The sequence below is a fragment of the Tsukamurella asaccharolytica genome (genome assembly GCF_007858435.1).
Taxonomy (GTDB): domain Bacteria; phylum Actinomycetota; class Actinomycetes; order Mycobacteriales; family Mycobacteriaceae; genus Tsukamurella; species Tsukamurella asaccharolytica.
Genome location: NZ_VIGW01000005.1, coordinates 1 through 19,875 on the forward strand (window position 1 = coordinate 1; position 19,875 = coordinate 19,875).

Below are 19,875 nucleotides of genomic sequence, written 5' to 3' on the forward strand. Positions count from 1 at the left end.
TAGTCACCCCGCGCACCCGCCACCATCACGGACTCGCCGGACCAGCCTCATGGCCAGTCAAGCATTTCGTCATCTGCTGGACCTCCCAACGCTCAGAACCCCCGGGGCCGGCGATCCGGGGGGGGGGCTCCTAGCTGACAGCAGTCAGAAACTCATCATATCTGTGGAGGCTAGGGGATTCGAACCCCTGACCCTCGCCTTGCAAAGGCGATGCTCTACCAACTGAGCTAAGCCCCCGTGTGTGGTTGTGCACCCGCTGCTGGGCACCGTCCCACCGCCAAACTACGACCTCGTGACGGACATGTCCACCACAGCATCCCTGCTGGTCAACCCCTTACCAAGCCTGTCAGCTGGAGATAAGATTCGAAGGCGATCTCGGCGGGGTGGCCCCCGACGATCTCGCGGAGCGTGCCGAGCCGGGCGATCGTGCCGCGGTGCATGATCGCGATGCGGTCGGCGAGCGCCTCGGCCTCGTCGAGGTAGTGCGTGGTGAGCACCATCGTGACGCCGTCGCGCTTGAGCTCGTCGAGCAGCCTCCAGGTGGCCCGGCGGCTCTCGGGATCGAGGCCGGTGGTCGGCTCGTCGAGGAACAGCAGGCGCGGCTGGCCGATGAGCGCGCACGCCAGGTCGACGCGCCGCTGCTCGCCGCCCGAGAGGGCGCGCACGCGGACGCCGGCGCGCTCGCGCAGGTTCACGCGGTCGAGCACGGCGTCGGCGGTGGTGGGGTTGCTGCAGGTGCCCCGCCACATCTCGAGGGTCTCGCGCACGGTCAGCTCCGCGGGCAGGCCACCCGACTGCAGCATGATGCCGCAGTAGGGGCGGACCCGGCGCCGCTCGGCCTGCGGGTCGAGGCCGAAGACGGCGAGCTCGCCGGCGGTGGGCCGGGCGAGGCCCTCGAGCAGGTCGAGCGTCGAGGTCTTGCCGGCGCCGTTGGTGCCGAGGAGCGCGAAGACCTCGCCCGCCGAGACGTGCAGGTCGATGCCGCGCACGGCCTCGAAGGCGTCGGCGCCCGTGCCGTAGGTGCGGCGGAGGCCGGTGGCCTCGATGACGGGGCCGGTGGTGAGGTCGACCGGGGCGCTCATCGACGGTCCCACTTCCGCATACCGAGCACCCACCGCACCGCCAGGTGCAGCGCGGCGACGCCGGAGATGATCGACGCCAGGAGTACCGGGGGCTGCAGGACGATCACGACGAGCGCGAGGAGGACGACCGTCGTGACGATCACGGCGCCCTCGCGGGCCCGGGTCGGTGCGGGGCCGAGCCGGATGAAGTCGGCGAGCAGATTGGGCGTCCCCGTGGATGACGGTGCCGCCTGTGGTCGGTCGGGTTGGTGGACGGTGTGGAGATCGTTGGCGTTCATGGGATCAAGCTTCGCCCCGATCCTGCCCGCCCAGTAGTGCGCGTTGTCAGGGCTTTTCCGCCGGTTGTCACCGACTCCCGATGACATCTGTCATGCCGTCGGGCCGCACGGCCCCCGTGCGATCACGAATTCGTTACCGAATTTTTGCCCGATTGTGGTCCGCCGGACGGGGAAGTGCAGCACGCTACGGCAGTGACCGCCGCGACCGAACGGGTGGAGCCATCCCCCAAGACGGGGCTGGCCGCCAACCTGGTACCCAAGGACAACCTGCTTTTCCTGTTGTTCGTGGTGCCGAACCTGGTGCTGCTCGCCGTCTTCACGTACCGCCCGCTGATCGACAACGTGCGTCTGAGCTTCCAGGAATGGTCGCTCGCCAGCGCCGAGCCGGCGAAGTGGATCGGCCTCGACAACTACCGCGAGTTCTTCACCAAGGCGGAGAGCTGGCAGGTCGTCACCATCACGCTGATCTTCACGGTGAGCGCGGTGGTCTTCTCGATGGTGCTGGGCCTGGCGCTGGCGATGCTCCTGGATCAGAACCTGAAGGGTCGCAACCTGGTCCGCTCCGCGGTTTTCGCGCCCTTCGTGATCTCCGGCGCGGCCATCGGCGCGGCCTTCTACTTCGTCTTCAACCCGCAGTTCGGCGCGGTCGCCTCGATCCTGTCCTGGTTCGGCATCACGAGCCCGGACTTCTACCAGAACCCGGGCTGGGCGCTGTTCCTGGTGACCTTCACCTACATCTGGAAGAACCTGGGCTACACCTTCGTCATCTACCTCGCGGCGTTGCAGGGCCTCAACAAGGACCTCGACGAGGCGGCCGCGATCGACGGGACGCCGGCGTGGCGCAAGTTCTGGCGCGTGACCCTGCCGCAGCTGCGCCCGGCGACCTACTTCCTGTCGATCACCGTGCTGCTCAACAGCCTGCAGGTCTTCGACATCATCAACATCATGTTCCCCGCGGGCGGCCCGCAGGGCGGCACCACGACCATGGTCTTCGACATCTACTGGCAGACCTTCCGGAACCAGCGCGCCGGGTACGGCGCGACCATCGCGACGATCATGTTCCTCGTGCTCCTGATCGTGACGGTCGTGCAGGTGCGGATGATGGACCGGGGGGACGACAAGTGAGCGCATCGCCCGCGGGAAGCACCGGAATGAAGGTGCTCGGATACCTCGGCATGGCGGCCACGCTGCTCCTCGTGGCCGTGCCCGTCTACTTCATCGTCATCACCTCGGTGAAGGACCGGCCGGACATCTTCGTCTCGCCCGCCACGTGGTGGCCGCCGACCTGGTACCCGCAGAACTACAGCTACGTGACGGAGGAGATCCCGTACTGGCAGTACCTGCGGAACTCGGCGATCATCACGCTCGTCACCGGGACCATCAAGTTCGTCCTCGGCGTGAGCACCGCCTACGCCCTGGTCTTCCTCCGCTTCCCGTACAAGAAGCTGATCTTCCTCGTGGTGATCGCGGCGCTCATGGTGCCCAACCAGATCACCGTGATCTCGAACTACGCGCTCATGGCGGACTACCGCAACACCTTCTTCGGCATCATCGTGCCGCTGGCGGGCGTGGCCTTCGGCACCTTCCTCATGCGCAACCACTTCCTCTCGCTGCCCAAGGAGATCGTGGAGGCGGCGCGCATGGACGGGGCCGGCCACCTGCGCCTGCTGTTCCGGGTGATCCTGCCCGTCTCGATCCCCACCATGGTGGCCTTCGCGGTCATCACGCTGGTGAACGAGTGGAACGAGTACCTCTGGCCGTTCCTCATGTCGGACAACGCCGCCGTCGCGCCGCTGCCCGTCGGCCTCACCCTGCTCCAGAACACCGAGCAGGGGGTGAACTGGGGGCCCGTCATGGCGGCCACCCTGCTCACCGCCCTGCCGATGCTCATCGTCTTCCTGATCCTGCAGCGGCAGATGATCAAGGGCCTGACCTCCGGCGCCGTCAAGGGCTGACCGGGACCACCACAGAAGAAACACCAAGGGAGAGACTCATGGGCGACTTCACACGGCGGGGCTTCCTCGTCACCGGCCTGGCGGCGACCGCGGCGGTAGCGGCGGCGTGCGCGGGCTCCGGTTCGGGCGGCGGCTCGTCGAACTCGGGCAGCGGAGGCAGCGGTGGCGGTGGCGGCGACATCACGCTGCGCTTCCTCAGCAACCACCCGGGCAGCTCGAAGGCCACCGAGCAGGCGCTCATCGACGACTTCCAGAAGGCCAACTCCGGCATCAAGGTGGAGTTGCTGGACGGCGGCAAGAACTACGAGGAGGTCGCCCAGAAGTTCCAGACCTCGCTCTCCGGTGGCGACAAGGCCGACATCATCGTCGTCTCCGACGTCACCTGGTTCAACTTCGCGCTGAACAAGCAGATCGCCCCGCTCGACGACCTGTTCGCGGGCGCCGGCCTCAAGCCGGAGGAGTACGTCGACTCCCTGCTCGCTGACACGAAGTTCAACGGCAAGCACTACGCGGTGCCCTTCGCCCGCTCGACGCCGCTGTTCTACTACAACAAGGACGTGTGGAAGAAGGCCGGCCTCGAGGACCGCGGCCCCAAGGACTGGGACGAGTTCGCGCAGTGGGCGCCCCGCATCCAGGACGCGATCGGCAGCGACAAGAAGGCCATCGTCATCGCCGACGGCGAGAACTACCTCGACTGGGTCTTCGAGGGCTGGAACTGGTCCAAGGGCGGCGCCTACTCCGACGGCTGGGACCTCAAGTTCACCACCCCGGAGTCGATCGCGGCGGCCAACCAGCTCAAGGACGTGATGAGCAAGTGGGGCCGCCTGGCCACCACCCCCGAGAACGACTTCGGCGCCGGCCTCGCCGCCGTCACGCTGCAGTCCACCGGTTCGCTCAAGACGATCAGCACGTCCGCGAAGTTCGAGCTCGGCACCGCCTTCCTGCCCGGACCCGCCGGCAGGTCGTGCCCCACGGGCGGCGCGGGTGTCGCGATCGCCGAGGGCATCTCGGCCGAGCGCAAGGCCGCGGCCATGAAGTTCATCGAGTTCCTCACCAACACGGTGAACACCTCGAAGTTCTCGCAGGCCACGGGCTACATGCCGGTGCGCAAGGCCGTCGTCGACGAGCCCTCGATGAAGGCCTTCATCGAGAAGAACCCGAACTTCGGCACCGCCGTCCGGCAGCTGCCGGTGACCCGCAGCCAGGACAACGCCCGCGTCTTCGTGCCGGGCGGCGGCGCGGACATCGGCCGCGCGCTGCAGCAGATCGTCAACGGCGGCGACACCGCGGCCGTGCTGGGTGCGCTGCAGCGGACGATCCAGGGCAAGATCGACTCGCAGATCAAGCCCAAGCTGCCGAAGTAAGCCCGGCTGCAGCCGGTTTCGTAGAAACTAGGAGTGACAGGAAGACCATGGCAACGGTGCGTTTCGACGGTGCGACCGTCCAGTACCCGGGCGCCGAGCGGCCCTCGGTCAGCTCGCTCGACCTGGACATCGCCGACGGCGAGTTCGTGGTGCTGGTCGGCCCGTCGGGCTGCGGCAAGTCGACCAGCCTGCGGGCGCTGGCCGGCCTCGAGGCGGTCACCGAGGGGCGGATCCTCATCGACGACGTCGACGTCACGGCGGTCTCGCCGAAGAAGCGCGACGTGGCCATGGTCTTCCAGAACTACGCGCTCTACCCGAACATGACGGTGGCGCAGAACATGGGCTTCGCGCTGCGCAACGCCGGCGTCTCCAAGGAGGAGACGGCGAAGCAGGTGGCCGAGGCCGCGGCGATGCTGGAGCTGGAGCCGCTGCTCGACCGCAAGCCCGCGCGGCTCTCGGGCGGCCAGCGCCAGCGCGTCGCCATGGGCCGCGCCATCGTGCGTCACCCCAAGGTCTTCGCGATGGACGAGCCGTTGTCGAACCTCGATGCGCGGCTGCGCGTCTCGACCCGCTCGCAGATCTCCGCGCTGCAGCGGCGGCTCGGCGTCACCACGCTCTACGTGACGCACGACCAGGTGGAGGCCATGACGATGGGCGACCGCGTCGCGGTGCTCAAGGACGGCCTGCTGCAGCAGGCCGCGCCGCCGCGCGAGCTGTACGACGACCCGGTCAACACCTTCGTCGCCGGCTTCCTCGGCTCGCCCGGCATGAACCTGCTGACGGTGCCGCGCACCGACGCGGGCGCCGACCTCGGCGGTGCCGTGGTCCCGGTGCCGCGCACCATCGACTCGGGGAAGACGGTGACCGTCGGCCTGCGGCCCGAGGGGCTCGAGGTCGTCTCCGCCGGCTCGCCGGGCGCGGCGCGGGGCACCATCGCGCTGGTGGAGGAGCTGGGCGCCGAGGCGCTGGTCTACGTCACCGTCGACGGGCAGGACAAGCCCGTGGTCGCGCGAGCGGACCGCGCCTCCACGCTACGAGCCGGCGAGGAGGTCGGGTTGGTCCCGGCGGCGGAGCAGGCGCTGTTCTTCGACGCGGAGTCGGGCGACCGGCTGCGCTGACCCTGACGGGCAGAACGGGTGCGGATAGCTTCCCGCACCCCGTTCTGCCCGCGCCCGATCACACGGCGCGCTGCGTGCTCCAGGCCCCGCTCGATCGTGCTGGCGCCACCGCGGCACGGCCTCCTGCGGGACGGTCGCGGAGGAAGCGCCGGCGGTCCGCTGTCGCCCGGTGCAGGCCGAGCATCGTCTCGACGGCGCGGTCCCACGTGTACTGCTCGGCGCACGTCCGGGCGGCCCGGCGGTAGTCGCCGTCGAGCACTGCGCGCACGGCGGCGGTGAACGCGGCGCCCGTGTCGGCGGCCGGGAGACCGCAGCCGTCGCGGGTGACGTCGGCGAGGGCGCTGTTGCGCGAGACCACGATCGGGGTGCCGGAGGCGAGTGCCTCCATCGCGCTGAGCCCGAAGGTCTCGTGCGGCCCCGGGCAGATCGCGACGTCCGCGGCCGCGAGGAGGTCGGCCAGGTCATCGCGATCCGCGAGGTGGCCGGTGAAGACGACCGGCAGTCCGTAGGCCTGACGCCGCAGCTCGTCGGTCATGGCGCCGTCGCCCGCGATGACGAGGCGCGCCCGGACACCGTCGGCGACGAGGGCGCGGACGATCTCGATCCCGCGCGCCGGATGCTTCTCCATCGAGAGTCGGCAGGACTGCACGAGGAGGACGTCGGCACCGTGTGACCACCGCTCCCGCGCCTGCGGCGTGGCCCGGTCCGGGCGGAAGGTGCCGAGGTCGACGCCGAGCGGGACGGTCTCGACGTTGGGTGCCTGCACGCGCGCGAACTCCTCGCCGGCGAAGGCCGTCGTGCAGACGACGGTGTCGTAGCTGCGGGCTGTGCCGAGGTTCGCCACGTCGGAGGCCCAGGTCGCAACCCGGCGCGGGGCGCCCAGTTCGATCATCCGGTCGAGGCGCTCGTGACTGATCATGATCGAGCCGATGCCGTGCGCCTTCGCCCACGGGCCCATGCCGCGCAGCGTGAGGCGGTCGGAGACCTCGAGGCTGTCAGCGCCGAGGCGGGGGAGGAGCCGGCGGATGAGGACGGGGCTCGCGGCCCGGTAGCCCTCCACCTTGAAGAACTTGCGGCCCGGGACGGTGATCCGGCGGACGCCGGAATCGAGCACCTCGTCGTCGTGCGCGCGGCCGGCGACCACCAGCGTGACCGCGTGCCCGCGGTCGACGTAGCCCGCGCCCAACTGGTCCACGGCGGTCCGCAGGCCGCCCGACCGCGGCCCGTAGAAGTTCGCCAGTTGAACGATGTGCATCGGCTGCATCCCGCCAGGCTGCCCGCGGGGGAGGTCGCGGGGGTGAACGGGCGGAAGCCGTTGGACGAACTGTGCGAACCTGTCGGTCCGCGGGAGCAGAATCAGGGCATGACCGTACGTCTGAATCCCTACATCAGCTTCGCCGACAACGCCCGCGAGGCGCTCGAATTCTACCGAGACGTCTTCGGAGGCGAGCTCGAGATCTCCACTTTCGAGGGCATGCCGCCCGAGATGCTCTCCGATCCCAACGACGCCACCAAGGTGATGCACGGCCAGCTCACCACCGCGGACGGCTTCACTCTCATGTGCGCCGATACGCCGGCCGGGATGCCGCGGAACGTCGGTGACGACGTGTCCGTGTCGCTCTCGGGTGACGACCTCGCCAAGCTCACCGGCTGGTGGGAGAAGCTGTCCGCGAGCGGCTCCGTGACCGTCCCGTTCGTGCAGGCGCCGTGGGGTGACACCTTCGGCATGTGCATCGACGGCTTCGGCGTGCACTGGATGGTCAACGCCGCGGCGTCCTGACGGGTCCGCGAAGCCTGCGGATTCGTGAGGGAACGGCCAACGGTCGCCCTTGCGTGAGTTGCAGGACTTGCAGGCGGGCCGGAGATTCGCCAGCATGTCCGGCCCGCCTTTCGACAGTGGCTTCACGGAGGCGATCCTTCTCCGCGAACCGCTCAGGATCACGGGCCCGTGCTCGTCGTGCGCGGTCCGCAGCGCCGACGTCGGGTTTGGCTCGGCGATACGCCCGGGTGCGCGCCGACTGGCATTGTCGGCAGAAGCGGTTCGGCCTGGCGCGGCCCTTGCGTCGGTAGAAGTCGGAGAGCGGAAGCTCGCGCTGACATTCGATGCAAACCTGGGTGTTGTTCATGTTGGCCTCGTATTCATGACGTCCCCGGGGCCACTGGTACTCTCGCATCGCGCCCCCCTAGCTCAATTGGCAGAGCATCCGACTTTTAATCGGCTGGTTGTGGGTTCGAGTCCCACGGGGGGCACTCGCGCCTATCGTCATTCTCGCGATCACGACTGGCAGGTTTCGTCGCTCGGACCGAGGCGCTGCGATTCACCGAGATAGGGAATTCTGGTAGGTGTAATGGCCTTCGCCACCTGCGACGAGTGGGAAGCCTGGCCGGAGCAGCACCACGACACCGCGCCGGGTTGACGCCTTCCTCGCCGCGGCGCGCGATGGCGACTTCGAAGCGCTGCTGCGGGTGCTGGATCCGGACCTGACGTGGACCCGGCGGACCGCGCGCGGCGAGGTGGTGACGATCGGCGCGGACGCGGTGATCGAGGTGGCTCGACGGGGCGATCCGAGCCGCATCGAGGCGCGGCGCGTCAGAGTGAATGGTTCTCCCGGCATCCTGGTCTGGGGCCCACCGGGAAGCCGGTGGCTCTCATGGCGTGCACGGTGGTCGGCGGCCGTATCGTCGACATCAGGCGCTGTTCAACAGCGTGGGTGGGCGTGCCCGATCACCCGCTGACCTGCCGATTTGGGATCTGGGTGGAATGTGCCATAAGCTATCCCAGCTCCCAACGGAACACGGAAGCGGTGCGGAGAGCGGCTTCATGTCGCCCGAAGCGAGCCCCCTTCGTTTAGTGGCCTAGGACGCCGCCCTTTCAAGGCGGTAGCGCGGGTTCGAATCCCGTAGGGGGTACGTCGGAAGACGAAAAATTGCATATGGCCCTGTGGCGCAGTTGGTTAGCGCGCCGCCCTGTCACGGCGGAGGTCGCGGGTTCGAGTCCCGTCAGGGTCGCCATCCGAGTTCCATGAACTCGGCGATGACGGTTTTACCGGCACGGCCAGGTAGCTCAGTTGGTACGAGCGACCGCCTGAAAAGCGGTAGGTCGCCGGTTCGATCCCGGCTCTGGCCACAAGCAAAACCCCCTGTTCGCAGGGGGTTTTCTTGTCCGCCCGAGGAACTCAGGTCCCTCCCATCCGGCCGGCTCGACGAGAATCCAGGGCCCGCCGTGTACTACACGGTGGTAACGATCGGCTGACCACGTCCGAATCAAGGGACGACGGTCCGCCGGCGTGGTGGGCCGACCGATCCGGGGGGATGCAATGACCAGGACTACGAAGGCCGCCGTCGCGCTCGTCGCGGCACTCGCTCTCACCAGCGGGTGCGGCGACGGATCCACGCCGGCGGGGGAGGCGTCGTCGACCTACGCGACGCCGGCGACGAGCGCGCAGGCCGGAACCGGCCAGGTGACGGGCGCCCCGGCGACGAATGCCGCCCCGGCGCCGGGGGCCACCGACGCGGGCGAGGCCCGTCCCGTGACCGAGGGGAACGGGAAGTGCCTGGATCTGGCCTCGCCGACGGTCCGCGACGCCGTGGCGAAACTCCCGCCGTTCCGCGGCGACGGGTACGTCGCCACGCGCGGCACCGACGCGAAGGCGGGTGCGTGCCCCGACCTGATGTGGGTGCGGGCCGACCTGAACATGGGGACGGGGAGCTCGCCCGTGTGGTTCCTGTTCTTCGACCGCCTCGGCTACCTCGGCACGGCCACCAGCCGCTACACCGCGTTCACCAGCGTCTTCGGCAGCACCCAGGACTCCGTCGCCCTCGAATACCGCTGGCTCAACCCGGGCGACGCCACGGCCGGCCCCTCGGGCGGGCCCGTGATCGTGACCTACCGGTTGTCCGGGCGCACCGTGACGGCCGACAAGGAGGTGCCGCCGCAGGTCTTCGACGGTGGCGCGGCGCCGACCACCGAGCCCACGCGGACCGCCGCGCCCACGTCTGCGACCCCGACGGCGCCGGCCGCCGCGCCCACGTCCGCCACGGCCACGTCCGCCACCCCGACGGCGCCGGCCGCGTCGGCCACCCCGACGGCCACCGGCCGCTGACCCCGCTCCTCGCGATCGGCCCCGTCCACCCTGGGCCCGATCGCGGGTTCGGGGCGTAACGTCAGCGGCATGGGTCGGATCACGGTGCGCCGGGCGGTGGCGAGGGCTACCGTCGGCGCTGGTCAGGTGCGTCGCATCGATACCCTCGCCGTCGAGGAACCGCTCGAGATCCGCGTCGCGGGAACGCCGCTCGCCGTCACCATGCGCACCCCCGGGCACGACGTGGAGCTGGCCGCCGGCTTCCTCGTCTCCGAGGGCGTGATCGGCGCCGCGGAGGACGTCCGGTCCGCGATTCACTGCGGCGGGCCGGGCACGGACGGTGCGATCAACGAGTACAACGTGCTCGACGTCACGCTCGCCGACGGCGTCCGCCCGCCCTCGCCCGAGGTCACGCGCGCCTTCTACACCACCAGCTCCTGCGGGCTGTGCGGCAAGGCCAGCATCGACGCGGTGCGCACCGTGTCCCGGTTCGACGTGCGGTCCGATCCGGTCACCGTCGGGGTGGACGAGGTGACGCGGTACCCGGACCGGCTCCGCGCGGACCAGGCCGTCTTCGACAAGACCGGCGGGCTGCACGCCGCCGCGCTGTTCGACGTCGCGACCGGCGAGCTGCTCGTGCTGCGCGAGGACGTGGGCCGGCACAACGCCGTCGACAAGGTGATCGGCTGGGCCCTCCTGCAGGGCCGCCTGCCGCTGCGGGGGATCGTCCTCCAGGTCTCCGGCCGCGCCAGCTTCGAGCTCGTGCAGAAGGCGGTGATGGCCGGGATCCCCGTGCTCTCCGCGGTATCCGCGCCGTCGTCCCTCGCGGCCGAGCTCGCCGACGAGGCGGGCCTCACGCTGATCGGGTTCGTCCGCGGCGACCACCTGAACGTCTACACCCGTGCGGACCGGGTGCGCACCGGCTGACCGGTCAGACCCGCCATTCGATCCGGTCGACCTGTTCCGGCGGCCAGGCCGCGGGCGGGGCGAAGGGCTCGCCCGGGAGCGCGACGACGGAGACGGCCGAGGCCGGCTTGCGCGCGGGCGCTCCCTCGCCGTCGAGGAGGTAGAGCCACTGGCGGTAGCCGGCGTCGTCGCGCTCGGAACGCACCTGCACGCTGGAGCCCAGGGGGACCGGCGCGAGGTACTCGATGATCGCGCGGTGCGGCGCCGCGAGCAGCGGATCGCCGTTCAGGTCGTCCTCGACGAGCTGCAGGTAGGCGGCGTTGTTGAGGTGCTGGTACGGGTCGAAGTCGGTGGCGCGCAGTCGCACCGTGTAGTCGCCCGCCGACGGCTCGGGCGGCGTGGCCGTGTTGAGCGCCTTCCAGCGCAGCCGGGTCTCGGTGACGTACTGCTGCAGATACTCCATGCCGCCGTCGCTGATGTGCGTCGGCATCCCCGATTCGGCGCTGAACCGGATCCAGAAGGCCTCGGTCTCGACGTGCCCGCCGGCGCTGCCGCGCAGCGTGATCCGCATGTTGCACCAGCGGGAACTGGTCGACTCGCACCAGCGCAGCAGGGTGACGTCCGACGGCCAGTGCAGCGGCTCGTGCACGTCGATGATGCTGCGGCGCACGAGCCAGTACGGGTCGGTGGCGTCGAAACCGCGGTGGAACATCTCGTCGTTGGCCATGTCCTGGAGGTAGCGCGCGATCCCGTCGAGCCGGACGCGGCGCTCGGGATCGACGTCGCCCGTGCGGACGGGCCAGCTCCTCTCGAAGGAGGGACCGGGCGGCGCTGCCTGCAGGAACTCGTAGTCACTCACACGGCGAGCCTAGGGTGTGGGCATGGCTGAGGTGACGATCGTCGGTGCGGGTGTGATCGGATTGTCGTGCGCGGTGCGGCTGCTGCAGGCCGGGCACGCCGTGCGCGTCCTCGGCCGCGAGCTCTCGCCCGACGTGACGTCCGCGGTGGCGGCCGCCGTCTGGTACCCGTACCTCGCGGAGCCCCGCGACCGCGTCACCGGCTGGTCCGCGGCGACGCTCGCCGAATTCACCGCCCTCGCCGCACGCGGCGTCGACGGTGTCGTCATGACGCCGGGCACCGAGATCTTCCGCGCGCCCGTGCCGGAGCCGTGGTGGACCTCCGCCGTGCCGTCCGTCGAGCGCGTCGAGGCGCCCCGCCCCGGCTACGCGGAGGGGTGGAGCTTCGTCGCGCCGGTCATCGAGATGCCCGTCTACCTGCCCTGGCTCGCCGGACGCGTCCGCGAGCTGGGCGGCACCGTCGAACAGCGGGAGGTGGCCTCCCTCGCCGAGCTCGACGGCGCCGTCGTCAACGCGACGGGCCTCGGCGCGCGCGAGCTCGTCGGCGACGCCGCGATGGAGCCGGTCCGCGGGCAGGTCGTCTACCTCGAGCAGGTGGGCGTGGACCGCTGGTGGATCGACGATTCCGCCCTCCACCTCGGCGTCACCACGTACGTCGTGCCGCGCTCGCGGGACGTCGTGGTCGGCGGCACCGAGGACCACGGTGCCGAGGACCTCACCATCGACCCGGCCACCGCCGACGCCGTCCTCGCGCGGGCCCGCGCCCTCGTTCCCGAGCTCGCGGACGCGCGGGTGCTCGGCCACAACATCGGCCTGCGGCCCGCGCGCCCGACGGTGCGCCTCGAGCGCGAGGGCGACGTGATCCACTGCTACGGCCACGGCGGCGCCGGGGTCACGCTCAGCTGGGGCTGCGCCGACGAGGTCGTGACGCTCATCGGGTGACGGCGCCGCGCCGCAGGACTACCGTCGGAGTATGTGCCGGAACATCACTGAACTGCGGGGGCTCGAGCCCGCCGCCACCGACGAGGAGATCGAGGCCGCCGCACGGCAGTACGTGCGCAAGGTCTCGGGCGTCCAGAAGGTCAGCGACGCCAATCGCGACGCCTTCGAGAAGGCCGTCGCCGCGGTCACCGCGGCCACGGAGGAGCTGCTCGACGCGCTGCCCGCGCGCCGGCAGCCGCCGAAGACGGTGCCGCCGCTGCGCCGCCCCGAGGTGCGGGCGCGGATCGAGGCGAGGGCCGCGGGCAGGTCCGCATGAGCGAGCTGGAGTCGCTGCTCGCGACCATGGAACGGATCGCCGAGACCGTCAACCGGTTCGACGACGACCACGTCCAGCGCAAGGCCTTCAAGCTGCTGATGAAGGCCGCGGAGCGCGACGCCGAGAACGCCGAGGGCGCCGCGGAGAGTGCCCGCGAGTGGGAGGCGCACGCCGCGCACACCCGGCCGGCCAACAACCGCGAGAAGATCGTCGTGGCGGCCGCCCATCTCGCGGAGGTCGGCGAGGAGCCGACCCCGGGACGGGTCTTCGACCTGTTCGCCGACGCCGGCTGGAAGGTGCCGGTGCGTCCCGAGGACACGCTGCAGCAGACCGCGGCGGCCGGCTGGATCGGGCTCGAGGACGGGGCCGTGACGGTGACGGACGCCGGGGAGCGGCTGATCGACGCCCTGCCGCGGTAACGCCGACGCGCATCTCCACCCGGGACTCCACCCGCGGGTGGATCCGATCGCCGCAGGTCGCGGGCATCGTCGACGGCATGACACCCGCACTGGAACTCAGATCGCTGACCAAGACCTACACGACCGCGACGGGGGAGCGCTTCACCGCCGTCGACCACGTCGATCTCACCGTCCGGCAGGGCGAGGTCGTCGCCTTCCTCGGGCCCAACGGCGCGGGCAAGAGCACCACCATCGACATGATCCTCGGCCTCATCTCCCCGGATTCCGGCACCGCGGAGCACATCGGCACCGTCGCGGCCGTGCAGCAGTCGGGCGGGCTCCTGCCCACCCTCACCGTGCAGGACACCGTCGAGCTCATCGCCGCGCTGCACCCCGGTTCCGACCCGGACGCCGCGATCGCCCGCGCCGGCCTCGACGACCTGCGGCGGCGCACCGTCGGGAAATGCTCCGGCGGGCAGCAGCAGGCCCTGCGGTTCGCCCTGGCCCTGCTCGCCGAGCCCGACCTGCTGATCCTGGACGAGCCCACCGCGGGCATGGACGTCGACGCCCGGCGCCGGTTCTGGTCCGCCGTCCGCGCCGACGCCCGCCGCGGCACGACGGTCCTGTTCGCCACCCACTACCTCGAGGAGGCGGACCAGTTCGCCGACCGCGTGGTGATGATCGCGGGCGGGCGGATCGTCGCCGACGGCGCCACCGCCGACGTCCGGGCCGCCGCCACCGGCCGGCGGGTCTCCGCCGTGCTCGGGCCCGACGAGGCCGCCGCCGTCGTCGCCGCCGTACCCGGACTCCGCGTGGCGGAGGTCCGGGGCGAGCGCACCGTCTTCGCCGTCGACGGCGACCCGCGCGCCTCCGACGACGCACTCCGATTCCTGCTCACCCGTACCGACGCCCGCGATGTGGAGACCCTCACGCACGGTCTCGAAGAGGCGTTCCTGCAGCTCACCGAGGAGAAGGCATGACCACGACAGCCACCACCACCACCACGCCCTGGGGCCTCACGCCCCGCTTCCTGCTGCTCGACGTGCGGCGCCAGCTGCGCAACCGCCAGACCCTCATCATCACGACCGTCCTGCCCGTGGTGCTCTACCTGGCGCTGCGCGCCCAGGCCGGGCCGGACGCGCGGTTCGCCCACGGCGACTTCGCCGCGTGGATGATGATCGGCCTCGCGCTCTACGGCGCCGCCGCCACGGCCACGACGACCGCGGCCCAGGTCGCCGCCGAGCGGTCGACGGGGTGGGTGCGCACGCTGCGGCTCACGCCCCTGCGCCCGCCCGGCTACATCGCGTCGAAGGTGGTGAGCGCCCTGGTGATGTCCGCGCTGCCCGTCACCGTGATCGCGGTCCTGGCCGCGGCCACCGGCGCGCACGCGGAGCCGCAGGTCTGGTTCGGGTCGCTGCTCATCGCGTGGCTCGGGTCCGCGCTGTTCGGCGCGCTGGGACTGGCGCTCGGCCTCGCGCTGCGGCCCGAGATCGTCATGCACATCCCCGGGCTGCTGCTCACGGTGCTCGCCTTCGGCGGCAACGTCTTCTTCCCGCTCTCGGGCGGGATGCTCACGGCCGCGCAGTTCACGCCCATGTACGGGATCGCAGCCCTGGCCCGGTACCCCTTGACCGGCGGCGAGCTGATCCGGGGCGGGCACGTCTCCCTGTTCGGGGCCGTGGTCAACGTGGTCGCCTGGTTCGCGATCTTCGCCGGCGCCGCCGCGCTCGCATACCGGCGCAGCGCCGAGCGCTGAGTGCTTTCGCGCCGATTGTGACAGATATCACACAGGCGTAGCCTGGGGGCATGTCCATGCACACACCGCGAACCACGCCGAACCTCGTCCAGCGGGTGAAGTACCTCATGGGAATGCGCCTGCCCGACTCCATGCACGATTGGGTGGTCAACGACGCCACCGGCCCCGGCCACAACCGTCGCTTCTTCATCCGGGGGGCGCTGATCGTGCCCTTCCTCATCGTCGCTCTGCTCCTGCCCTCGCCGCTGTGGGTCAAGCTCGCGCTCGTCGCGATGATGGCGCTGCCGGCCATCGTCTTCGTCGGCGGCCTGCGGTCGATCTACCTGCAGGAGCTCCTCGCCGACAACGGCATCGACCCGCATACCGAGAGCGGCAGCCAGCTCGCCGAGCATCGTCGTCGCGCCGCGGTGTACGAGGAGAAGTACCGGCACCGGGCCGCGTAGCCTCGCCGGGTGACGGCAGAACGCTCCTGGGCCCCGGGGCACCCCCTCGACCTGCACGGCACCGTCGGCGTGCTCCGCCGCGGCGCGGGCGATCCCGCCTACGCGCGCACGCCCGACGGTGCCCTCTGGCGCGCGGTGCACACCCCGGACGGCCCCGGGACTCTCCGCCTGCGCCTCGCCGGCGGCACCGTCACCGCGCAGGCGTGGGGGAGCGGGGCGCAGTGGCTCCTCGACAACGCCCCCGCGATGGTCGGCGCGGACGACGATCCGTCGGCGCTGCTCCCGCGGCACCCGGTCGTCGAGCGGGCCGTCGCGGCCTCGCCCGGCCTGCGGCTGGCCCGGTCGAACCGGATCTGGGAGACCCTCGTCCCGACCGTCCTGGAGCAGAAGGTCGTCGGCGCCGAGGCGTGGCGGTCGTGGCGCTACCTGGTGCGACGGTTCGGCACCGTCGCCCCGGGCCCGACGGGCGGCCCCGGCCTCCGGGTGCCGCCGCCGCGCACCGCGTGGGCCGAGATCCCCGCGTGGGAGTGGCACCGCGCCGGCGTGGAGCCCGTCCGGATGCGGACGATCATCGGCGCGAGCGCCGTCGAGGTGGAGCACCGGCCGGCGAAGCTCGGGGCGCTCCCGGGGATCGGGCCGTGGACCGTCGGGGACCTGCTCGGCCGGGCCTGCGGCGACCCGGACGCGGTGCCGGTGGGGGACTACCACCTGCCGCGGATCGTGGGAATAGCGTTCACGGGCGAGGCGTTGGACGATCCCGGAATGCTGGACGTGCTCGAGCCCTACCGCGGGCAGCGGGGGCGGGTGATCCGGCTGCTGGTCCGCGCGGGTGTCGACCGCGAACGGCGCGGGCCGAGGGTGTCGCTGCGCGACTATCGTGGCCTCTAGGGCAATGCATTTTGACCAGCGTGAGTTCAGGCGGGTAAGCTTGGACGCCGTGCCTGGGTAACCAGGACCGTTCTCACGTGCCCATGGTCAGGCCGGACCTCCGGAACCGCCCACGGACACGCGACACGCCCGACCTCGGGGTACGCGCGGGGCGGGTAGCTACTTCCCGGAAACGGGACTGACCAGCGGAAACGACGTGAGTCGCCGACGCTGGTGGGGCCGCGCTGCGGAAGTCGTCGTTCTTCGCCCGTCGAAGAGAGGCACTTGCCCGGAGCTACAACCGCAGCAGTAGGAAGAGTCGGCCGTGCGGCCGGCGCCAGCCGAAACGAAGGAAACAGCGCTTCTATGCCAACTATCAACCAGCTGGTCCGCAAGGGCCGCCGGGACAAGGCCTCCAAGACGAAGGTGGCCGCCCTCAAGGGCTCGCCGCAGCGTCGTGGCGTGTGCACCCGCGTGTACACCACGACCCCGAAGAAGCCGAACTCGGCTCTCCGTAAGGTCGCTCGCGTCCGTCTCACCAGCTCGGTCGAGGTCACCGCGTACATCCCCGGCGAAGGCCACAACCTTCAGGAGCACTCGATGGTGCTCGTCCGCGGCGGTCGTGTGAAGGACCTCCCGGGTGTTCGCTACAAGATCATCCGCGGTTCGCTCGACACCCAGGGTGTCAAGAACCGCAAGCAGGCGCGGAGCCGCTACGGCGCGAAGAAGGAGAAGGGCTGATGCCTCGTAAGGGACCGGCGCCCAAGCGCCCCGTCGTCAATGACCCCGTCTACGGCTCGCAGGTCGTCACGCAGCTCGTGAACAAGGTGCTGCTGGACGGCAAGAAGTCGACCGCCGAGCGCATCGTCTACGGCGCGCTCGAGGCGACCCGTGAGAAGACCGGTACCGATCCGGTTCTCACCCTCAAGAAGGCGCTCGACAACGTCCGCCCGTCGCTCGAGGTGAAGAGCCGCCGCGTCGGTGGCGCCACCTACCAGGTGCCGATCGAGGTGAAGGCCGGCCGCGCCAACACCCTCGCGCTGCGCTGGCTGGTGACCTTCACGCGGCAGCGTCGCGAGAAGACCATGGTCGAGCGGCTCGCCAACGAGATCCTCGACGCGAGCAACGGCCTGGGCGCTTCCGTCAAGCGCCGCGAGGACACCCACAAGATGGCCGAGGCCAACCGGGCGTTCGCGCACTACCGCTGGTGATCTGATCCCGGAGGTTCGTCGCCGGGCGGCGAACCTCCGGGACACCGGAGTTCCAACCATCCTTTTACGAGAACGAGGCATACCACCGTGGCACAGGAAGTGCTTACCGACCTCACGAAGGTCCGCAACATCGGCATCATGGCGCATATCGATGCCGGTAAGACCACCACGACCGAGCGCATCCTCTTCTACACCGGTGTGAACTACAAGATCGGTGAGACCCACGACGGTGCCTCGACCACCGACTGGATGGAGCAGGAGAAGGAGCGGGGTATCACCATTACCTCCGCCGCCGTGACCTGCTTCTGGAAGAAGAACCAGATCAACATCATCGACACCCCCGGGCACGTCGACTTCACGGTCGAGGTGGAGCGTTCGCTCCGCGTGCTCGACGGCGCCGTCGCCGTCTTCGACGGCAAGGAGGGCGTCGAGCCCCAGTCGGAGCAGGTGTGGCGCCAGGCGGAGAAGTACGACGTCCCGCGTATCTGCTTCGTCAACAAGATGGACAAGCTGGGCGCCGACTTCTACTTCACCGTGCGCACCATCGAGGATCGCCTCGGTGCGAAGCCGCTGGTCCTGCAGCTGCCGATCGGCGCCGAGGACGAGTTCGACGGCGTCGTCGACCTGCTCGAGATGAAGGCCATCACCTGGCGCGGCGTCGTCGAGATCGGCGCCGAGCCGACCATCGAGGAGATCCCCGCCGACCTCGCCGACAAGGCCGCCGAGTACCGCGAGAAGCTGCTCGAGACCGTCGCCGAGTCCGACGAGACCCTCATGGAGAAGTACTTCGCCGGTGAGGAGCTCTCGATCGAGGAGATCAAGGCCCAGATCCGCAAGCTCACGATCACCCGTGAGCTGTACCCCGTGCTGTGCGGCTCGGCGTTCAAGAACAAGGGCGTGCAGCCCATGCTCGACGCCGTGATCGACTACCTCCCCAGCCCGCTCGACGTGCCCTCCATCGAGGGTCACGCCGTGGGCGACGAGGAGAAGATCCTCTCGCGCAAGCCCAGCAAGGACGAGCCCTTCGCGGCCCTGGCCTTCAAGATCGCCGCGCACCCCTTCTTCGGCAAGCTGACCTTCGTCCGCGTGTACTCGGGTCACATCGACTCGGGCACCGGCGTGCTCAACGCCACGAAGGGCAACAAGGAGCGCATCGGCAAGCTCTTCCAGATGCACGCCAACAAGGAGATGCCCGTCGAGGATGCGACCGCCGGTCACATCTACGCGATGATCGGTCTGAAGAACACCACGACCGGTGACACCCTCTGCGACCCGGCGAACCCGATCGTGCTCGAGTCCATGTCCTTCCCGGACCCGGTCATCAACGTCTCGATCGAGCCGAAGACCAAGTCCGACCAGGAGAAGCTCGGCGTCGCGATCCAGAAGCTCGCCGAGGAGGACCCCACGTTCTCCGTCGAGCTCGACGAGCAGACCGGCCAGACCGTCATCGGCGGCATGGGCGAGCTGCACCTCGACATCCTCGTCGACCGCATGCGTCGCGAGTTCAAGGTCGAGGCCAACGTCGGCAAGCCGCAGGTGGCCTACCGCGAGACGATCCGTCGTCCCGTCGACAAGCACGAGTACACCCACAAGAAGCAGACGGGTGGCTCGGGCCAGTTCGCGCGCGTCATCATCAAGCTGGAGCCGCTGGAGGACGCCGAGGACGGCGCCACCTACGAGTTCGTCAACGCCGTGACCGGCGGCCGCGTCCCGAAGGAGTACATCCCTTCGGTCGACGCCGGCGCGCAGGATGCGATGCAGTACGGCGTGCTCGCGGGCTACCCGCTGGTGAACGTCAAGGTCACGCTGCTCGACGGCGCGTACCACGACGTGGACTCGTCCGAGATGGCGTTCAAGGTCGCCGGCGCGCAGGCCTTCAAGGAGGCCGCCCGCCAGGCCGGCCCCGTCATCCTCGAGCCCATCATGGCTGTCGAGGTCACGACCCCCGAGGACTACATGGGTGACGTGATCGGCGACCTCAACTCCCGCCGTGGCCAGATCCAGGCCATGGAGGAACGCAGCGGTGCCCGCCTCGTGAAGGCTCAGGTTCCGCTGTCGGAGATGTTCGGCTACATCGGCGACCTCCGGTCGAAGACCCAGGGCCGGGCGAACTACTCCATGGTTTTCGATACGTACGCCGAGGTTCCGGCGAACGTCTCGAAGGAGATCATCGCGAAGGTGAACGGGGAGTAAGTCCTCCCCGCTCTCCGGAGCGTGGCGCTTCCCGGCTCCCGCCGCGGCGTCAGACCCACGGCCCGCCGTGGCGTCGAAAACCCCAGAAAGAAGACACCCTGTCGGGC

General features: G+C 70.1%; 20 protein-coding genes, 5 tRNA genes and 2 pseudogenes. 21 read left to right on the top strand and 6 right to left on the bottom strand.

Going from position 1 to position 19,875, the window contains the following annotated elements; genetic code table 11:
• Positions 1-164 precede the first annotated feature (164 nt).
• The 3 genes and pseudogenes from FK529_RS11125 to FK529_RS11135 form a co-directional block, all read right to left on the bottom strand.
• Positions 165-237, bottom strand: a tRNA-Ala gene (locus tag FK529_RS11125).
• A gap of 125 nt (positions 238-362) precedes the next feature.
• Positions 363-1,082 (bottom strand): annotated as a pseudogene (locus tag FK529_RS11130) (ABC transporter ATP-binding protein); the annotation flags it as partial.
• Positions 1,079-1,360, bottom strand: coding sequence for a hypothetical protein (locus FK529_RS11135; protein ID WP_146561098.1), 282 nt, complete (start codon positions 1,358-1,360; stop codon positions 1,079-1,081). The gene FK529_RS11135 and the pseudogene FK529_RS11130, both read right to left, overlap by 4 nt.
• Positions 1,361-1,552: 192 nt before the next feature.
• Here FK529_RS11135 and FK529_RS11140 point away from each other — a divergent pair, with 192 nt between their 5' ends.
• From FK529_RS11140 to FK529_RS11155, 4 genes are read left to right on the top strand one after another with little or no spacing between them, the layout of a single operon-like run.
• On the top strand, positions 1,553-2,485 hold the full coding sequence (locus tag FK529_RS11140; protein WP_146561101.1) for a carbohydrate ABC transporter permease: 933 nt from the start codon (positions 1,553-1,555) through the stop codon (positions 2,483-2,485).
• A gap of 26 nt (positions 2,486-2,511) precedes the next feature.
• The gene (locus tag FK529_RS11145) at positions 2,512-3,315 is read left to right on the top strand and encodes a carbohydrate ABC transporter permease (protein ID WP_146561560.1); all 804 of its coding nucleotides are present in this window, start codon (positions 2,512-2,514) and stop codon (positions 3,313-3,315) included.
• Between the two features lie 38 nt (positions 3,316-3,353).
• Positions 3,354-4,679, top strand: coding sequence for an ABC transporter substrate-binding protein (locus tag FK529_RS11150; RefSeq protein ID WP_146561103.1), 1,326 nt, complete (start codon positions 3,354-3,356; stop codon positions 4,677-4,679).
• 47 nt (positions 4,680-4,726) lie between these two features.
• Positions 4,727-5,797, top strand: a complete 1,071-nt coding sequence (locus FK529_RS11155; RefSeq protein WP_146561105.1) for an ABC transporter ATP-binding protein — start codon at positions 4,727-4,729, stop codon at positions 5,795-5,797.
• 58 nt (positions 5,798-5,855) lie between these two features.
• On the opposite strand, the gene FK529_RS11160 is transcribed toward FK529_RS11155, so the two are convergent.
• Positions 5,856-7,052, bottom strand: a complete 1,197-nt coding sequence (locus FK529_RS11160) for a glycosyltransferase (protein WP_146561562.1) — start codon at positions 7,050-7,052, stop codon at positions 5,856-5,858.
• A gap of 108 nt (positions 7,053-7,160) precedes the next feature.
• Between FK529_RS11160 and FK529_RS11165 the strand changes: the two genes are divergently transcribed.
• Complete coding sequence (locus tag FK529_RS11165; protein ID WP_146561107.1) at positions 7,161-7,577, top strand: VOC family protein; 417 nt, start codon at positions 7,161-7,163, stop codon at positions 7,575-7,577.
• A gap of 51 nt (positions 7,578-7,628) precedes the next feature.
• Here FK529_RS11165 and FK529_RS20820 read toward each other — a convergent pair.
• A pseudogene (locus tag FK529_RS20820) lies at positions 7,629-7,739 on the bottom strand (HNH endonuclease); the annotation flags it as partial.
• A 235-nt stretch (positions 7,740-7,974) separates the two neighbouring features.
• On the opposite strand from FK529_RS20820, the gene FK529_RS11175 reads away from it, so the two are divergent.
• From FK529_RS11175 to fdhD, 6 genes are all read left to right on the top strand, one after another.
• A tRNA-Lys gene (locus FK529_RS11175) sits at positions 7,975-8,047 on the top strand.
• A 587-nt stretch (positions 8,048-8,634) separates the two neighbouring features.
• Positions 8,635-8,707 (top strand) — tRNA-Glu (locus FK529_RS11180).
• 25 nt (positions 8,708-8,732) lie between these two features.
• Positions 8,733-8,809: transfer RNA gene (locus FK529_RS11185), tRNA-Asp, on the top strand.
• A 41-nt stretch (positions 8,810-8,850) separates the two neighbouring features.
• Positions 8,851-8,924, top strand: a tRNA-Phe gene (locus FK529_RS11190).
• A 190-nt stretch (positions 8,925-9,114) separates the two neighbouring features.
• On the top strand, positions 9,115-9,900 hold the full coding sequence (locus tag FK529_RS11195; protein WP_146561109.1) for an LppP/LprE family lipoprotein: 786 nt from the start codon (positions 9,115-9,117) through the stop codon (positions 9,898-9,900).
• 69 nt (positions 9,901-9,969) lie between these two features.
• On the top strand, positions 9,970-10,806 hold the full coding sequence (gene fdhD / locus FK529_RS11200) for a formate dehydrogenase accessory sulfurtransferase FdhD (RefSeq protein ID WP_146561111.1): 837 nt from the start codon (positions 9,970-9,972) through the stop codon (positions 10,804-10,806).
• Positions 10,807-10,810: 4 nt separating this feature from the next.
• Here the strand turns inward: fdhD and FK529_RS11205 are convergent, their stop codons facing one another.
• Entirely contained in the window at positions 10,811-11,644 is an 834-nt protein-coding gene (locus FK529_RS11205) for an acyl-[acyl-carrier-protein] thioesterase (protein WP_146561113.1), read from the bottom strand.
• A 22-nt stretch (positions 11,645-11,666) separates the two neighbouring features.
• Between FK529_RS11205 and FK529_RS11210 the strand changes: the two genes are divergently transcribed.
• From FK529_RS11210 to fusA, 10 genes are all read left to right on the top strand, one after another.
• Positions 11,667-12,584, top strand: a complete 918-nt coding sequence (locus FK529_RS11210) for an FAD-dependent oxidoreductase (protein WP_146561115.1) — start codon at positions 11,667-11,669, stop codon at positions 12,582-12,584.
• A gap of 31 nt (positions 12,585-12,615) precedes the next feature.
• On the top strand, positions 12,616-12,900 hold the full coding sequence (locus FK529_RS11215) for a DUF2277 domain-containing protein (protein ID WP_146561117.1): 285 nt from the start codon (positions 12,616-12,618) through the stop codon (positions 12,898-12,900).
• Complete coding sequence (locus FK529_RS11220; RefSeq protein ID WP_146561119.1) at positions 12,897-13,319, top strand: hypothetical protein; 423 nt, start codon at positions 12,897-12,899, stop codon at positions 13,317-13,319. Before FK529_RS11215 ends, FK529_RS11220 begins: the two co-directional genes overlap by 4 nt.
• Before the next feature lie 77 nt (positions 13,320-13,396).
• The gene (locus FK529_RS11225) at positions 13,397-14,278 is read left to right on the top strand and encodes an ABC transporter ATP-binding protein (protein ID WP_146561121.1); all 882 of its coding nucleotides are present in this window, start codon (positions 13,397-13,399) and stop codon (positions 14,276-14,278) included.
• Positions 14,275-15,054: an ABC transporter permease gene (locus tag FK529_RS11230; RefSeq protein ID WP_146561123.1), complete on the top strand. Its 780-nt coding sequence runs from the start codon at positions 14,275-14,277 to the stop codon at positions 15,052-15,054. Before FK529_RS11225 ends, FK529_RS11230 begins: the two co-directional genes overlap by 4 nt.
• Before the next feature lie 50 nt (positions 15,055-15,104).
• Positions 15,105-15,497 (top strand): DUF5313 family protein, encoded by a 393-nt coding sequence (locus tag FK529_RS11235; RefSeq protein ID WP_146561126.1) that lies wholly within the window; start codon positions 15,105-15,107, stop codon positions 15,495-15,497.
• Between the two features lie 9 nt (positions 15,498-15,506).
• The gene (locus FK529_RS11240; protein WP_146561128.1) at positions 15,507-16,385 is read left to right on the top strand and encodes a DNA-3-methyladenine glycosylase family protein; all 879 of its coding nucleotides are present in this window, start codon (positions 15,507-15,509) and stop codon (positions 16,383-16,385) included.
• A gap of 345 nt (positions 16,386-16,730) precedes the next feature.
• Positions 16,731-17,105, top strand: coding sequence for a 30S ribosomal protein S12 (gene rpsL / locus FK529_RS11245; RefSeq protein WP_068522692.1), 375 nt, complete (start codon positions 16,731-16,733; stop codon positions 17,103-17,105).
• On the top strand, positions 17,105-17,575 hold the full coding sequence (gene rpsG, locus FK529_RS11250; RefSeq protein WP_068522691.1) for a 30S ribosomal protein S7: 471 nt from the start codon (positions 17,105-17,107) through the stop codon (positions 17,573-17,575). The genes rpsL and rpsG overlap by 1 nt, the downstream gene beginning before the upstream one ends.
• Positions 17,576-17,662: 87 nt before the next feature.
• A complete protein-coding gene (gene fusA / locus FK529_RS11255) occupies positions 17,663-19,768 on the top strand; it encodes an elongation factor G (protein WP_146561130.1) in 2,106 nt (701 codons plus the stop codon).
• The last annotated feature ends 107 nt before the right edge of the window (positions 19,769-19,875 follow it).